The organism is Nonomuraea sp. NPDC002799 (genome assembly GCF_053592075.1).
The window spans coordinates 1-16,482 of record NZ_JBSFVA010000008.1 but is presented as its reverse complement, the minus strand read 5'-3'; the positions used below and the strand labels follow the sequence as shown (position 1 = coordinate 16,482).

Below are 16,482 nucleotides of genomic sequence, written 5' to 3'. Positions count from 1 at the left end.
GGATGGGACCGCTCAGCCCCAGCCCTCTTTTCCCTCGATCAGCGTCAGCTTCACCGCCATCTGCTTGACCGCCTCGGCCAGCCGGGCATTGTCGGCCCGCAACGCCTCGACCTCCCAGTCCCGCTCGCGCGCTCGCGCGCCGGGCTTGGACTCCGACAACGCCGTCAGCGCGCCCTCCTTGGCGACCGCCTTGATCCGTGTGACCGTGGACGGGTCGACCTGCCAATTGATCGCCGCCCCGGCGACTGTGGTCTCCTGACGGATCAGTTGCAACCAGACTTCGTACTTCTGCAGCGGGGTGAGTATCCGCTTGGCCCGCCGTCCCCTGCGGTCGGTGCCACGGTCGAGATCGGTCATGATCAGAGCCTCCTTGACCTGCTGTTGTAGCAGTTCTCGGAGCACGCCGATCTTGTCTGATTCTTTCCGGGATCTGTATCACGAAGTCAGACGCAACCCAGCCACGCTTGGCGGTGAAGCCGATGAGGGTGTTCTGGTTGAGCCAGGTCAGAGATTCGCGAGACATGAGTTCTCCGATCACGCGGTGTGGACATGCCGAAGGCGCCCCGGTGGAGGTGGACCACCGGGGCGCGTGGTGTGGGCTAGGCGGACTCGCCGTACCAGAGCTGGAGGGCTTGCTGGGTGTCGTCTCTGGTCGGGCGGTTGGCGGCGCGTAGGTCTGCCAGGGTCCAGGCCAGCCGCAGAAGCCGGGTCAGGGTCCTGGGCGTCAGCGCGCCGGACCTGAGCCTGCTTTCCAGCGGGTCGAGGGCATCGGGGTTGAGGCGGTAGGTGGTGCGCAGTTCCATGGCCGGGATCTGAGCGTTGGTTCGCCAGCAGGAGGCGGCGAGCCGGTGGGCAGCGCGGGCGCGGGCGGCCGCCACCCGTTCGGCCACGGTGCTGCTGGCCTCACCCGGCTTCGCGTGCCGGTCGAGCGGGTGGATCGGCGCGGTGATCTCGATGCGTTCGCGTAGGGTCGCGAGCCGGTTGAGGTAGCGGCGCCGTCCCGTCTGTCCGCATACGCAGGAACCGCTGCATGGGCAAGACGAACTTGCCAGCAGGAGTTGGAAGCGGGCGGGTAGATGCAGAATGCCTGCTTGATCGGCGAGGATGACTTCGCCGCTGTCCAGAGGCAGGTGCAGACCGTCGAGAATGCTGCGGGCGTACTCGGGCGCCTGGTCCAGGAACAGTACGCCTCCGTGCGCCAGCGACACGGCTCCAGGCCGCAGCACGTTCGCTTTCCGGCGGCCGAAGATCGCGGCGGCGGTGTTGGTGTAGTGCGGAGCGCACAGCGGCGGTCGCCTACTGTTCCTGAGGCTCTCCGTCAGCGAGTAGATATCGGCCACCTGAGCGGCGGTGATGTCGTCGAGTGGCGGCAGGATGCCCGGTAGGCGTTCAGCCATCATCGCGGCTGGGCCTTCTCCGAGCAGGAGCAGGTGATGCCCACCGGCTGCGCAGATCTCCAGCGCCTGGCGGGCGGCATGGTTGCCGGAAACGTCGGCGAGGTCGAGTGAAGGAGGATCCTCACCCGAGCCGGGCGGTGCCGGCCTGTCGCTATTGAGGCGTTGGACCAGCTCGGTCAATGACGTGGCCGGGATGAGGGCGCATCGGGGGCTGTCTCCGGCGTTGCCGAACGGGATGGCGACGCATCGGATTCCGGACATGATCAGCACTCGGATGGCGCAGGGCAAGCTGCGAACTGGCCGGATGGAGCCGTCCAGGCCGAGTTCTCCGAGGAACGCCGTGTCGGTCAGGCGATGGAGAGGGATCTTACCGTCGGCGGCCAGAATGGCGACGGCGATGGCCAGATCCAGGGCAGCACCGTACTTGGGCATGCCAACGGGGAGGACGTTGACCGTGACCTGCTGGTCAGGCCATTCCCAGCCGCTGTTGATGATGGCGGCACGTACACGGTCCCGCGTTTCGGCGGTTGTGGTGAGCGGCATGCCCATCAGGTGAAAACCGCTTGGCCCCATGGAGAGGTCGGCCTCGATGCGGACGATGTGTCCGGACAGTCCGATGACGACCGCTGAGGAGGTCGCGGCGAAGGTCACCGCGCTCACCGCCCTTCGACGGACTCGGGCAGCCGCGGCAGCGCGGCAAGCGGGCACTTGACGACCTGTTCCTCGATCACCTCGGCCATCTCGGTCACTCGCATGGCATGGATTACCGACGGTGACTCGCAGTTGCTGAGGCCGTAGTCCAGCAGAACCGCGAGGCGGTAACGCGGGTCGTCGGCCTGGGCGCGGTCGAGTGCGATGCGGGCCAGGGTTCCGGCGCCGGTGCTGTAGGCGGCGAAGGCCAGCAGGGTCGCGGGGGCGGCGACGTAGCCGGGTTCGGCTCGGCGGGTTACCTCGCCCCACAGCTTGATGTGGGCTGCTTCGGTGTAGGTGCCGAGGAGCGTCATCGCGGCATCGCGTACCAGGATGGAGGTGAGTAGCACGCTCAGCCACGCCAGTTGCTCCGGCGTGATCGGCTTATCTTCGGCGCTGCGGGCGAATGCGTCGTGGATCTGGCGCAACCCTTCGTCGTACCAATAGCGCGGAGGAGCACTGGTGAGGAGAGTCGCGGCGCGCTCGCGTGCGGCGTGGGTGGCCTGTTGTACGGCCGCACGGTCTCGACCTTCCGTAGCCCCCAGGCAGGCGGCGAAGGCGTCCCGGTCCGGACAGGCGGACAAGCCCGCCAAGACGGCACCGGCGGCGGCCTGGCTGCTTCTGATGTCGAACGGGATGCCGTCGAACGGATCCGTGTCGAGGTGCGACCAGTAGCGATCGCCCTCGCAGCGAAGCATCTGTGCGAGGACTACCCCGGCGGAGGCGATCGCCTCTTGCAGGCCATCCAGCAGCGGGGCGACCTGGTCGGCTGGACCGTACCCGATCACTGCCACCGCGTCGGCCTCGTTACAAGCCAGGACGTGGCCGCAAGCGGTGATGGTGTCACGAGCCTCGTCGGGCCTTCGGGGCAGGTCGTGTCGGACCCCGGTGACCAGAGCCTGCCCACGGAACACGAGCATGACCAGGCTCAGTGTCGGGTGGAAGCCCAGTAGGTAAGGCGCGATCGCGAGGTAGTCGACAGGGTCGCTAAGACGCACGGTTTCGAGCACGGCAGAACACCTCCGGAACTGGAGACAGCGGTTGTGAGCGGGAACAGCAAGCGGGCCGCGCAATCGGTGAGGGAACCAGCGCGGCCCGATGACTGGATGTGGTGGCGAGGTCAGACCCGGCAAAGGCCGGACAAAATCGATCTGGAACGTTCCAATATCAAAGCCAGGCACGGCAGAGCCGCTGGTGGCGGGTGGTGATCAAGGAGTAGCGGCACTCAGGGATGATCACCTCCCCATCCACGCGGACCCAGGCGATGGGGGTGGCGTAGGACAACACCACGTACACGAGGTGCGGTGAGTCAGCTTCGTACCGGTGCACCCATTCGACGGGAAGGCGCCCGGTTTCGGTTGGAGGGTGGCATACAGCCGAAAGCCCGCCAGTGGTGATGAAGGCAGTGCGCTGGGCCATCCTGATGGCAGGGAATCGAGTGGAACGAGGGCTTGGCGGCATGACGCTCACTCCGTCCCGCACCCGGATGAAGGATGGTTGCCGCCGCAATACCCGCACGCATCCTCCAGGGCGTACAGCGAAAGCTCCTCAGCGAAGCGATCACGCCAGGTGATCTGCGTGCGGGTGTAGCCGTCGAAGTATTCGGCCTCGGTATCTCCTGGGCGCAGAGTCAGGTAGTTGAGCACCGTCATGGCTGATGAGATCAGAGCGCTGGTGGACAGCACGATGCCGACCGGCGATGCGATGTCCGTAGCAGAGAAGATCGTGCGGTTGCGGTGAGCCAACCGATACAGCCAACGAATGCGTCCATCGGCCGTACGACCGTGTGGCCACAGTTCGAGAGTGTGATCGGCGTCGATCGGCCAGCCTGCCAGCAGCCGAGACGTGATCAGCCATTTCGGCGGAAGGGCGATGCCGTCAAGAACGGCCATAGGGGTGTCCTCCTCGCGGGCGATGTTCACCCTGACGTGGCGGCGATTCTTGACCCGGTGGAGTAGAGCTGGCTTGCGAGATGTCGTGTTGCAACACGTCAAGCAGGCACTTGTGGAACAGCACACCGGGGAAGAGCTCGCGAATCTGATTGAGATCGGTGACCGTCCCGCTCCAATCCCCCGGTCGATCAGGTCCAGGACCCAGGAAGAGATGCCGGAAGGAGCACTCTTGCCCGTGGGCAACGGGTGCGAACTGCGGGCACAGCACCACGATGGTGATTCGTTCGGCAGGGGCGGCGTCCATGAAGGGACCTCCTTACAGGCATGGGGACGCCGGGCGGGCCTGCCATACCGCCCGGTTAATATCAGCAGGGGGAAATGCGAAGCTTCGCACGCGATAAGCGACCGGCTCTGCGCAGTGACCGGTGCTAGCCCCGCTTACCCGGTAGACATCATCGGACCACGCGCCACAATTCAGGAGACACGCGACGATGCTCAGTGCTTCGACCTCACTTAAATACGGTGGCAGAGCAAGCTCAACCGTCCGCGTTTTCGTAATTATTTGACGACGTACGCATACTTCGCCATGCAGACGCGGAGCGCATTCCTTTCCACACGATGAGACGTTGGGCTCCTACTTAAATACGGCCCTAGAACCAGCTCGACCGTCCACACCCATAGCACTTTGTTGCGGAAATGCTAAAGGGCTCCAGAGTGCAACGCACTCTGGAGCCCTTATGTGACCGCGTCAGTCTTTCGCAGGGGCCTCTTCCCCTGCCGCATAAACCATCGAGCCTCGCGCATCATCGAGGCGCCCTGAAAGCTCCCGGAGCTCCGCGCGTGCAGCGTCCCTGACACGGATCACCGCACGGCGGGAGCCGTAAGCCCCACCCTCACGGCTCTGGGCGACGTTGGCCAGAATCCCCGCGCGGCCTAGATCTTCTGCCTGCTCCGCTTTCTTGATGATCTCGCGAAGAACGGGGAACTCCTGCCCGTCTCCGAATGCCTGACGGAAGATCTCAGCGCTGTGTTGAGCTGTAGAGAACGCGACCGCAGCACGGGTCACGTTCTCTGCGTGCGGCAGCCCACGCATTAGCTGGGCGCCCGGGACCGCGTCTATCTCAGCCGGCGGGACGTCCACGCGGTAGCCGTTGCGAGCGGCGGCATCGCGGACGGCCCACCGGGAGAGCGTGGTTCGCGTGATGGTCATCTCCGTACCGTCGCGCCGGACGTAGATCCACGCCTGAGCTTCCCGCGTCGCACCGCTGCCGGGAGCCTCCTGGTACTTGTTCAGCACGTCACGGAGCCGTTGTGCGAACAGAAGGATGGCGTCTTGGTTGACGTCGTCGGACACGTCGTCGGTGCCGTAAGGGGCGTGGCCGCCCTTGACGATCGTGGCGCTTCCGTCCATGCGCTTGCGGGATCGCGTGGCGTCCACCGTGCGGCAGTAGCCGCGAGCCAGCTTGCGGATCTCCATCCAGTCCTCCGGCGTGACGCGCGCCATGTCTTCGGGCGTCAGGCTCCCGCCCGGAATGCTCGTCGGAACAGACTTCGCGATTGCGCTTTTCCCCATGACCGCTCTCCGATCCGTTCGCGCCCGGCTTATCACGGGCACCTCACCTTTTGACCAATTCAATTAAATCTCAAAATAGAGATCGAATCAACGAAGTCGATGCAAAGAATATTCCGACATTCAAGACAAACGCTAAAAGCAAAACGCCACTCTCAATAGCATTGAATAGAATATTTATTGAGGATGGACCAGTAGTTATTCGTGCTTTCATCGAAAGAGATACGACATCTTGCTTCCTGGTCCGCACCTTTATGGCAGTGCTCCCGCGACATGAGTCGGAGCGGTCAGAGGGCTACAAACGCGCTCCTGAACTGGGCTTTTGCGCCTGAGCAGTTCTGCGACTTAATTGGGAGAGGCGCTGGTACGCCTACCTGGGGGTCCAATGGGGTAACTGACGGCATGGCCAGACCGGAGGACGCATGTCATAGAGATCCGCTAGGCAAAGGCGGTAACGGATACATCGTCAAGGCGCGCTGAGCGCACTTGAGCGGCCGTCTCGGCCGAAGCCGCATTGCTTCTTGGCGTCAACCCGACGAGGTCGCCTTGACAGGACGATCCAGAGTCCGCCTGGCGTGCTCGCCACGTAGGGGCCGCAACGGAACCCGTCTGCCCCGATGACCTGTCAATGCCCTATTAATGCCCTGTCATGGCCCTGGTCCCAGTACTTTCGATCTGTGAGTTTTAGCTCCATGAAAAAGATCGCTCTGTTGGTATCGACGCTGGCCGCAGCCAGTATCGCCCTGACAACACAAGCCGGCCCCGCAGCAGCCAGCCCCATACCACCTGCGGCCATCCCGCCGCCTCAATGTATTGCACAGAGCCAGGGCAACGGAACCTACGAATGGGAATATCAATACACTTCAACCCTCGGCAAGGGGGGCCACGGTACTCGGACTCATCACTTCTATGTCTACTACCTGCCGGTTACGTGGTTCAGTACGGGCACGAAGGTGACATGTAGCTTGTCGTTCTAAGTAAGTGCCGACACCCTTGTATTAGCGGCATCGGGGCGAGAGCCGCTAATACAAGGCGGCATGGGGCAGCGGCACACGACACAGTCGAACAGAAAGAGACGAGGATCATACAACCTACTTCTCCTACCCTGACGACTAAATGGAGGCTCTTCAGAACTGCTGGTTGGTTGCTGTCGCAAAGAAAGGAATGTCCACCCGAGCGGTCCAGCGATATACATGTTCGTCGCGGTCCAGGATGATGAGCTGGATATGGCGGACGGCGATACTGACCGGTTCGGCTCGCACGCTGCCAAGCGCTTTCGCGTACGGCTCAACGGGACCATCGGAATTGCTGTAGGAAATGCTGACGTGTGGGATCCATTGTTCGGAGTCTGGGACGCGTTCCTGGCCCCAGACGTCGGCGATGGCCTGCCGTACCGCTCGCCGAAGCTCCCGCATGTGGTCGGCCGGCTCAACGTGGAGTTGCAGGGCTTCGGGGTCGGTGACAGGGCGGGTGAAGGTGAGCTGGGCAGGACCCATCGCCGCCAGCCTGGCCATGGATGCCTCGGTGACGGCGGTGATGTCCGCGTCGGTGAAGCCGACGCCCTACATGGTCAGGTGCAGCCACCGGTGCGGGTTCAGATCCAGGCCCTTCAGAGCGGACAGCGGAGCCTGATAGGCCGCGACCAGGCGGTGAAGGGCGGGCTGGTCCTGGAAGGTGGTGTGGAAGGCGTACATGCCGCGCCCGACCCGGTGCGGGCAGAGAGAATCAGTCCGTCGAAGTCGACGGGATATCAGCGGTCTTTCCCAGCGGTACGGACTGCCCAGCTCTGTTCGTGGAGGCGGGTTCGACGAGGATGGCCTGGCCGTCGCCGATCCGGTAGGCGAGAAGTTTCCAGATGTGATCGCGGATGCGCTTGCTGGGGTTGCCGACGAACATAACGGCGCGGACTTCCACCATCCAGCGGGTGAGGTGCCCGCAGATCCCTTCTGGGGCGGCCACGAGAACGATGACAGTCATCGGTCGTCCGCCTCATCTCGCTGACGACCTAGACCCGTACTGAACCTTCCACGTCGACCAAGAGAACCAGCGTCCGCCACCGTCACCAGGACGAATACACCCTCAGGCTTTGATCGAACCAGTCACTACGGAAGCGCTACACCCATTCGAGTTCTTGAGCCCCACAGGGTAGTCGTGGCGTCGGCTGACGATGATCGCTCTTACCTGTGGATGGTTGGCAGGGGTCCGCTCCTCCGTGCCCTGACAGATGTAAGCGCGAGCCTGGATGAGGCTCTAATCGCCTCGCCATCCCGTACGTCACATCTTGTCCTACTTGCCCCATAAAATTGACTCTTGTCGCTTGATCATGCGTAAGCTACGCTTCTCCCGTTTCCTAGGGCTCCAGAGCCGCACGAGTCAGGTCGCACCTGCCGGGTGGGTGGAGCGACGTTTGGCACCCGTCGTGGTGTCCCTCGTTGTGGTTCGGAGTGTGACGGCTTTGCGCCGGTTGTTTTCGCGTGCCCTTTTCTCCCGATCGACGGCCATTGTGCTGGTCGCCGGCCTGCCAGGGTTGCTCTCGCTGACGGCAGTGCCCGTTTCCGCGCAGGCGGCCCAGAGCGGTGAGGCGAGCGTCACGCAGGGCACCGTGGCGACGCCGACGCAGCAACGGGGTTCGGCGGATGTCTTGCCGAGCCTGACGGTCACGTCCGCTGCGGCAACGACATCGAATGGGGCGGAGGATCCGCCCGTGCAGGGCGCCCTGCCGCGAGATGGCGGCGCGTGGCCGCGGACGGCGTTGAAAGCTGAGTCGGGGTCGGATCTGCCGGCAGGTATTCAACGTGCCGAACAGCAGGATCAAGCGACCGCGGCGGGCACCTTCCCGTTGATCAATGACGCGTATCCCGCAGCGGGATCGTTGGTGGGAACAACGACTCCGCTGCTCACCGTCCGGGCTAAGCGCCTGGGTGTGCCTGAAAATCCTTTGAGCACTATGAAGTACACGTACAACATTTGTGAGAAGCCGGAAGAGGACGAGGAAGATGCGGGCACTCCTCTTCCGACTCCGCCGTGTTGGGACTCCGGCGCCCAACCGGACATGGACACGTGGCTCGTCCCCGCTGGAACGCTGGAGTGGGGTAAGCAGTACGAGTGGTGGGTCCGTGTGGTGGACTCGGAAAGTAAAGCGGTCGCCACGAGCGCCAAGCAGCTCATCACCACCGGGGCTCGTCAGCCGTTCAACAGCTCCCATCTGGGTGAGCGTGTCGGCGACCAGGAGGAGTTCTCCCTGGTCAACGGTAACTACACCACGACCTCGGTGGATGCACAGGTGCAAGTGGCCGGTCCCACCCTGGCGGTGACGCGCACGTACAACAGCTCCGACTCACGCGCTGACGGGATCTTCGGGGCCGGCTGGTCAACGGCCTGGGACATGAATGTGGTGGCCGAGCGGTCGGGGACATCCATCACCGGATTGCTGATGACCTATGCCAGTGGCCGCCGGGTCCGGTTCGCGACCAGGGGCGATGGCACCTACCAGCCACCGCCCGGCATGAAGGACGCGCTGGCGGACGTAGACGGCGGCGGGTGGCGCCTGAAGGACACCACCTCGACGACGTACGTCTTCAACGACGCCGGGCGGCTGCTCAAGCTCGAAGACGATCGGGGGCGGGCGCAAACGCTGGACTACAACGCCGACGGCACCTTCGATACGGTGACCGGCGCCGGCGGCAGAAAACTGCACTTCACTTGGAACGGTCCGCGGGTAGCCACCGTGTCTGCCGACCCGGTAGACGGCAAAACGCAAACCTGGACCTACGGCTACACCGGCGACAACCTGACGTCGGTGTGCACGCCGTTGGCCGCGCCGAACTGTACCACTTACAGCTACGGCGATGGGTCCCGTTACAAGGGCCTGGTGCTCGATTCCGAACCGCTGGGCTACTGGCGGCTGGGCGATGCGCAGTACAAGCCGGCCGCCAACCTCGGCAGCGAGGGAATCAGCGGCCAATACACGAACGTGACGGTCGGCCAACCGGGAGCGCTGGAGGGCAGCGCCGACACCGCCGCAGGCTTCACTAAGTCCACGATGATGCTGCCGGTGAACATGCTGGACCGCGTCCGGAATCAGGTTTCCATCGAAGGCTGGATCAAGACTACACAGCCCGGCCTGATCTTCTCAGCCGATGGGTCCGGCGCTGGGCTCGGTGCGGCACAACCGGTCCTATACGTGGGGACGGATGGGCGACTACGTGGGCAGCTGGGCGAGCTGAGCGAGTCCGGGTATACGCCGATCACGTCGGCGGGCCCGGTCAATGACGACCAGTGGCATCATGTGGTGCTCTCCGTGGCGGGCGACAAGCAGAAGCTCTACCTCGACGGTCAGGTGGTCGGCGAGCTGAATGGCGCCCTGAAGGGCACGAACCGTGCGTACGCCTTCGTGGGCAGCGGCGATCGGGCCAGCTCGTGGTCCGATGTCCCCGGCGGCCCCACCGCGAAGGGCGCCTGGCCGTTCCAGGGCACGATTGACGAGTTCGCGCTTTACGACAAGCCGCTGACAGACGCCGAAATTCAAACTCACTGGGCGGCTCGGACCAAGGTCAGCCACGAACTGTCTCAAGTCACGCTGCCGTCTGGACGGATCTGGGCCAAGAACACCTACGACCCGGCAACCGACCGGCTCCTGACCTACACCGACCGACACGGCGGGCTCTGGCAGCTGGGCGATTTCGAGATCGACTGGGTCGAGCAACTCTACAAGATCACGCTGACCGATCCGCGCGGTGGCACCCTGGATTACGCCTACGACTCGCTGCGCAACGAGCAGCCGGCGTACATGACCGACCAGGTCGGCGCCAAAACCAGCTTCGAGTACGACACCGGCGGTTTCTCCATCAAGACAACCGACCCGAACGGCAACGTGTTTAGAGGGTGGAACGACAAACGCGGCAATCTGATCAAGGCAAAATCCTGCCGCAAGGCCAACGACTGCCAGTACGCCTACTACGACTACTACGTCAACGAGGACGACGACCTCGACCCGCGTAACGGCAAGCGACTGGCTTTCCGCGACGGCCGCTCCTCCGATGCAACCAGCAACACCTACGCCACCAGGTGGGAGTACAACACACACGGCCAGGTGACCAAGCAGACCACCCCTGCTACCACTGACTTCCCCAACGGCCGCTCCACCACGATCGCCTATACCGATGGCAGCGAACCCGCCCTCGGCGGCGGCACCACCCCGCCCGGCCTGGTCAAGATTCGCACTGACCCCAAGGAGAACGCCATTGAGCTGCGCTACGACGCGGCCGGCGACCTGGCCGAGCAGAGCGATCCGTCCGGGCTGGTTACCAGGTTTGAACACGACGCGCTGGGCCGCTTGACCGCGCAGACCCAGATCTCCGATGCCGAACCTGACGGTGTCACGACCACCTTCGCCTATGACGCCATCGGTCGACCCACCACCTCGACAGCACCCGGCGTAAAGAACGAGATCACCAGCGTCACGCACACCGCCCAGACCAGCTATGGCTACGACGCCGACGGCAACACGCTCATCGTAACGATCAAGGACCTGACCGGCGGCGACGCTGAGCGGACCACCACCTACACCTACGACGCCTTCGGCCACGAGGAGACCACGACCGATCCCGAGGGCGGCGTGGTCCGCACCACCTGGGACACGTTCGGCCAGCAGGCAGCCCGCACCGATCAGCTGAGCTCGGTGTTCGGCTACACCTACACCCCGCGCGGCGAGTTGGCCACGGTAACGCTGAAGAACTGGACCGGCAGCCCGGTTGACCCGCAGGCGGCCAAGGAAATCGTCCTGCAGTCCAATTCGTACGACCCCGGCGGGCGCCTGACCGCACAGGCCGACGCGATGGGCCGCAAGACGTCCTACACCTACTTCGGTGACAACCTGCTATCGCAGGTGATCGGTGACGACGTCAAGGTGAACCCCGACCTCACCACCAAGGATGTCACCCTCGAGAACAACACCTACGACAAGGCGGGCAACCTGATCAACCAGGTGACCGGCGGCGGGATCACCACCACGGCGTATGACTACGACGCCGCTAACCGTCTCACCTCGGCCACGCTCGATCCTGCCAAACTCAACCGCAAGACCGTTTTCGAATACGACGCCAACGACCAGACCATCAAAGAGACGCACACCGGCACAGCGGGCGGCACCCGCCAAGAGATCGTTGCCTACGCCTACAACGCTGCCAGGATCCTGACCCGGCAGACGATCGAAAACGGCAATCAGGATCTGACCACCACCTGGACGGTCGACGACCGCGGACTTACCACCGCGACCACCGACCCGCGAGGTAACGCCGACGAGGCCACCGCCGCCGACCACACCACCGCCAACAGTTATGACGCGCTCGGCCGCCTGATTGAGATCAAAGCACCCACTGTCAAGATCGAGAAAGCCGGGACCACCGAGCAGGGTCGCCCCACAACCCGGATCGGATATAACAGCGCGGGCTGGCAGACCCATGTCATCGACCCGGAAGGCCGCCTATCCACCGCAGTCTTCGACCGGATGGGCCGCCGCACTTCCCAGACCGCCATGCCGTACACGCCGCCCGGCGGCACCCAGGTCACCCCCAAGGTGGGCTACGCCTACGACGCCGCAGGACATCTGACCAAGGTCACCGACCCGCGCGGACAAATCACCACGACCGAGTACGACGCGCTCGGCAACCCGGTCCGGGTCACCGACCCACCCGCAGCCCCGGGGCAGCCCGTCGGACAGTGGGTGTCGGAGTATAACCTCCTCGGCGAACAGCTGACCGCGGTCGACCCGACGGGAGCCCGCACCCAGGCCACCTACGACGACCTGGGCCGGCAGATCACCCACACCGCGCTCGAACGCAAGCCCACCAGCGCGGCCTACACCACCAATCTGTACTACAACGACGCCGGCTACCTCACCAAGGAAGTCCTGCCGGGCGACAAAACCACCGACTTCAAGCCCAACGCGGCCGGCGAGGTCGAAACAGTTACAGACCCTGCGCGCCAGACCACCAGCTACACCTACGACCTGGCCGGACGGCCCGCCAAGACCACTGATGCGCTCGGCAACGCCATGGTCGGCGACTACGACCTGGTCGGTCGTCTCACCAGCATCAAGAGACTGAACAGCACCGGTGGGACGGTTCGTACCGTCGGCCTGGGCTACGACGCCGCCGGCAACGCCACCACGTATACCTCCGGCGAGGGTCATGTCACCCGTCGCAGCTACGACGCCAGCGACTTGCTGGTCGAACTAGTCGAGCCGGTCTCCGACAGCAAGTCCATCACCACCAGCTTCGGCTACGACGCCACCGGCTCCCAAACCCGCATCACCGATGGCCGCGGCAACACCACCTGGACGGGCTACAACACCCTCGGCCTGATCGAAACGCTCACCGAACCGGCCACCACCGCCCACCCGGACCTGGCCGACCGCACCTGGACCCACATCTACGACGCGGCCGGCAACGAGACCGCGCTCATCCAGCCAGGCGGCGTCCGCCACGACAAGCAGTACGACCAGCTCAACCGCATCACCAAGGTCAGCGGGTCTGGGGCCGGCATTGTCGCCGACGACAAGACCTACGGCTACGACCTGGCCGACCGGCCCACCACGGTGAGCGACCATAAGCTGGAATACAACGACCGCAGCCTGCTCACCAACGTCACCGCACCGTCGGGCACCAACACCGCGTTCGCTTACGACGCCCTCGGCAACCCGACCCAGCGGGTCGACGTCACCGGCACCAGCACCTACACCTGGGACGCCGACAACCGGCTCAAGACCGTCATAGACCCTGTCAGCGGCCGCACCAACACCTACGACTACGACGGCGCCGACCGGCTCACCACCATCACCTCGGCCAACCCCGCCAACACCCAGGTCTTCACCTACGACGCCCTCGACCGGCCCGAAACGCACACGCTGAAGAACAGCAACGGCAGCCAACTCTCCAAAATCACCTATGGCTGGGACAAGGACGACAACCTCACCTCCAAGGTCACCGAGGGCCTCGCCGGAGCTGGCAGCAACGCCTACAGCTACGACCACGCCGACCGGATCACCTCTTGGACCGGCACCGATGGCAGTACCACGGCGTATGAGTGGGACGCCGCAGGCAACCGCACCAAAGCCGGCGACAAGACCTACACCTACGACGAACGCAACCGCCTCACCGCCGGCGACGGCAGCACCTACACCTACAACCCCCGCGGCACCCTCGCCACCCAGGCCAAGAACGGCAATACCCGCAACTACACCTTCGACGCCTTCGACCGGCTCATCAACGACGGCGACGCCACCTACACCTACGACGCCTTCGACCGAATGCTTACCCGCCAAAAGAGCGGCAGTGGCCAGCAGCGGTTCGTCTACGCCGGACTCGATAACGACATCATCGCCATCACCGACCCGGCCGGCTCTGTGCAAGCCAGCTACGGCCGCGACCCCTTCGGCGACCTGATCAGCATCAAGGAAGGCACCACCCCCGCCCTCGGCGCGCTTACCGACCTTCACCAAGACTTGGCCGGCACCTTCTCCGGCACCGCCCTAGCAGCCACCACCGCCTACAACCCGTTCGGCGAAGTCACCGCCCAATCCGGCGCCAAGGCCAACCTGGGATACCAGAGCGAATACACCGACCCCGACACCGGCAACATCAACATGCACGCCCGCTGGTATCAGCCCAGCACCGGCAGCTTCGCCAGCCGCGATGACTGGACACTTCCCGCCAACCCATCCGTGCAGGCCAACCGCTACACCTACGGCAACGCCACTCCCCTCATCTACCGAGACCCGACCGGACACGCCCCGTGCGGGAGCAACGGCGGCGGCAACACGTCCCGTGACAACTCCAGCGGCGGGAACGGCCGAGATTACAGCTGGTACCGCTCGCAAGTCTCTTACAAGAGTGGCAACAGTAGCTGCGGCGGCACACCGATCAACGCCCAGAGCACTCCAAGATCGGCGCCTAGAACTGCCGGAAAGAGCCAACCCAAGCCCCCGGCACCCAAGCCTAAAGCCCCCAAGAAGACTACGGCCCCCCAAGTCAAGGCCCCCAAGAAGACTCCGGCGCCCAAGCCCAAGACGCCCAAGAAGACCGAGGATGAGCTTCCTCCCGAACTGGAGGGCGGCCTCAGCGAGGCTGTCTACCCCAGCAATCCGTACTCAGGTAACGGCGCATCCGCCTGTACCTTTTGCTCTACATCCGGCACACCGACCGTAACCCCTGTCGATCTACCCTCGGGTGGCGGCAGCGGCGCACCACTGGAAATAGGGCATCCCACCGCACCAGAAGGCGACGGCTGGGATTATTTCTGGGGATGGGTCGACGGATTCTCTCATTTCACAAATCCGTTCTTCCCGGCTAATCCATGCCAGTCTGATGGCCAATGCGATCAGCCGTTCGGCGATCCGCTGTCAAAGGAGTACCGGGACGGGCAGAGTTTTTGGGATACATGCCCTCAGCCATCGGCAGGAACGTTGCCGGACGGAGCCACGCTCGTCTGCGGCTATCCACCCACGGGAATAGGCAGGGGGGCACTGCCCGGAGGTGGACGTTTCCCGTTTAATCGCGTGGGTGAGGCAGCCCATCTCCCAGTCTACGAGAAAGGCGCCGCGACGTCCGGCCACGCCGTGGCTGCCAATGGAGCTGTATATGATCTGACCAGCGGTAATAAGAAAGCAGATGCCGACTTGGTCGCTTGGGTCAACGGCACCCTTCAAAAGCAAGGCATGTTGCCGGGAAAGGCTACCTCTTGGCGCGCAAGTGATGTCGAGCAAAAATTTGCTGCTATCATGGAGCGAGACGGAATCACAGATGCGAATCTGATAATCAACAAGCCCGAAGGCCCCTGCGCGGTCATGCTGGGCTGTGACCAAGTGCTTGACTCCCTACTTGGGGATAAGCGTAAGCTTACGGTACACTGGCAAGATTCAAGCGGCAGCTGGAATGAGCGAACATATGGAGGGCGCTAGCCATGAATGCCGGGGCAGAAGCGCGATATCAGTTGGAGCACGGCAATGCGCCAGCACTGCTCACCACACCCGAGGAAGCCGATGCTCTAATCGATAAGCTACTGACGGGTCCACCTCTCCAAAACCTCGCTCAAATTCATTCTCTAGAGCGGCAGCGCATGCCTTCTGGATATCCCGATCACGAGCTTTTGGTAGGAGCCGACGGAGATCGCCAAGTGGGAATTCTTGCATTCCTTGATGCCGATGGGAATGTCGTGACGGCGGGGTCGCCAGAATTTCATGATCAGCCGATCTATTATATCCAAGGACATCCGACGGAATTTCCGGTCCATTCCGAAATTTCGATCGACCTTGTGCGTCAGGCCTTTAAGGAGTTTCTGCTTTCGGGAGGACAGCGTCCAACCTGTGTGCAATGGCAGTTGGTACAGCCATGATTTCCATGTCGTTTAGTCATGGTGTGAATGGTTGCGGAAACACCGCCACTCGTGCCCCCAATCGCCACCCCGACCACCCGCCTCGGCGGACCAACGTCGGTTCTACCGGCTGAGAGCTCGGGCTCTTCCACCAGCCGGGTCGCCTCGTCCAGGATCTCCCCTACAGTCTCCCTGGCGATCACCAACTGCGACAACCGGCTTTCCTCGGCCTCAAGAGCTGCTGGTTCAGCTCGGCGATCTGCTCACGGATCCCCTCGATCCGTCGACGCGCCGCCGTTTCCCGTTGCGCCAGTTCCTCCAGTAACAAACCCATCGCCACCACCGCCTCGCACGCTCGCTCACACGGTAGACAACGACCACCCGGCCAGACAGTCCTGGCAAGGAAACGCAGCTCGGGTGTGTCCAGTCAGTGGTGTATCTCGATTTTGCTTGATTAGCGGGTGATCGGGGTCAGGCGGCCTTCGAAGGTGATGGCGAAGGCGTTCAGGGCAGCCTTCCAGCGGGTGATCCAACGCTTGCGGCCCTTGCCGGTCGGGTCCAG

General features: G+C 63.6%; 10 protein-coding genes and 1 pseudogene. 2 read left to right on the top strand and 9 right to left on the bottom strand.

Going from position 1 to position 16,482, the window contains the following annotated elements:
* Nucleotides 1-12: 12 nt before the first annotated feature.
* The 9 genes and pseudogenes from ACWD0F_RS17045 to cas2e all read right to left on the bottom strand — a co-directional run bounded on the left by ACWD0F_RS17045 (nucleotide 13) and on the right by cas2e (nucleotide 7,526).
* Nucleotides 13-357, bottom strand: coding sequence for a hypothetical protein (locus tag ACWD0F_RS17045; RefSeq protein WP_449876354.1), 345 nt, complete (start codon nucleotides 355-357; stop codon nucleotides 13-15).
* 242 nt (nucleotides 358-599) lie between these two features.
* Complete coding sequence (locus ACWD0F_RS17040; protein WP_449876352.1) at nucleotides 600-2,048, bottom strand: ATP-binding protein; 1,449 nt, start codon at nucleotides 2,046-2,048, stop codon at nucleotides 600-602.
* Nucleotides 2,049-2,053: 5 nt separating this feature from the next.
* Nucleotides 2,054-3,097 (bottom strand): DUF4192 domain-containing protein, encoded by a 1,044-nt coding sequence (locus ACWD0F_RS17035; protein ID WP_449876350.1) that lies wholly within the window; start codon nucleotides 3,095-3,097, stop codon nucleotides 2,054-2,056.
* A 157-nt stretch (nucleotides 3,098-3,254) separates the two neighbouring features.
* Nucleotides 3,255-3,416 (bottom strand): hypothetical protein, encoded by a 162-nt coding sequence (locus ACWD0F_RS17030; protein ID WP_449876348.1) that lies wholly within the window; start codon nucleotides 3,414-3,416, stop codon nucleotides 3,255-3,257.
* Nucleotides 3,417-3,553: 137 nt separating this feature from the next.
* Complete coding sequence (locus ACWD0F_RS17025; protein ID WP_449876346.1) at nucleotides 3,554-3,979, bottom strand: hypothetical protein; 426 nt, start codon at nucleotides 3,977-3,979, stop codon at nucleotides 3,554-3,556.
* Nucleotides 3,980-4,727: 748 nt separating this feature from the next.
* On the bottom strand, nucleotides 4,728-5,552 hold the full coding sequence (locus tag ACWD0F_RS17020; RefSeq protein WP_449876344.1) for a hypothetical protein: 825 nt from the start codon (nucleotides 5,550-5,552) through the stop codon (nucleotides 4,728-4,730).
* 1,124 nt (nucleotides 5,553-6,676) lie between these two features.
* A pseudogene (locus ACWD0F_RS17015) lies at nucleotides 6,677-7,093 on the bottom strand (2'-5' RNA ligase family protein); the annotation flags it as partial.
* Nucleotides 7,094-7,111: 18 nt separating this feature from the next.
* Nucleotides 7,112-7,243: a hypothetical protein gene (locus ACWD0F_RS17010; RefSeq protein WP_449876342.1), complete on the bottom strand. Its 132-nt coding sequence runs from the start codon at nucleotides 7,241-7,243 to the stop codon at nucleotides 7,112-7,114.
* 31 nt (nucleotides 7,244-7,274) lie between these two features.
* Entirely contained in the window at nucleotides 7,275-7,526 is a 252-nt protein-coding gene (gene cas2e / locus ACWD0F_RS17005; RefSeq protein ID WP_449876340.1) for a type I-E CRISPR-associated endoribonuclease Cas2e, read from the bottom strand.
* A gap of 469 nt (nucleotides 7,527-7,995) precedes the next feature.
* On the opposite strand from cas2e, the gene ACWD0F_RS17000 reads away from it, so the two are divergent.
* Nucleotides 7,996-15,507 (top strand): LamG-like jellyroll fold domain-containing protein, encoded by a 7,512-nt coding sequence (locus tag ACWD0F_RS17000; protein ID WP_449876338.1) that lies wholly within the window; start codon nucleotides 7,996-7,998, stop codon nucleotides 15,505-15,507.
* A 2-nt stretch (nucleotides 15,508-15,509) separates the two neighbouring features.
* A complete protein-coding gene (locus tag ACWD0F_RS16995; protein WP_449876336.1) occupies nucleotides 15,510-15,941 on the top strand; it encodes an Imm1 family immunity protein in 432 nt (143 codons plus the stop codon).
* Nucleotides 15,942-16,482: the final 541 nt, after the last annotated feature.

Excerpts from the sequence above, each read along its gene's own strand:
- ACWD0F_RS17045 (WP_449876354.1), bottom strand. The coding sequence starts at position 357 with ATGACCGATCTCGACCGTGGCACCGACCGCAGGGGACGGCGGGCCAAG.
- ACWD0F_RS17025 (WP_449876346.1), bottom strand. The coding sequence starts at position 3,979 with ATGGCCGTTCTTGACGGCATCGCCCTTCCGCCGAAATGGCTGATCACG.
- ACWD0F_RS17020 (WP_449876344.1), bottom strand. The coding sequence starts at position 5,552 with ATGGGGAAAAGCGCAATCGCGAAGTCTGTTCCGACGAGCATTCCGGGC.
- ACWD0F_RS17010 (WP_449876342.1), bottom strand. The coding sequence starts at position 7,243 with ATGTACGCCTTCCACACCACCTTCCAGGACCAGCCCGCCCTTCACCGC.
- cas2e (WP_449876340.1), bottom strand. The coding sequence starts at position 7,526 with ATGACTGTCATCGTTCTCGTGGCCGCCCCAGAAGGGATCTGCGGGCAC.
- ACWD0F_RS16995 (WP_449876336.1), top strand. The coding sequence starts at position 15,510 with ATGAATGCCGGGGCAGAAGCGCGATATCAGTTGGAGCACGGCAATGCG.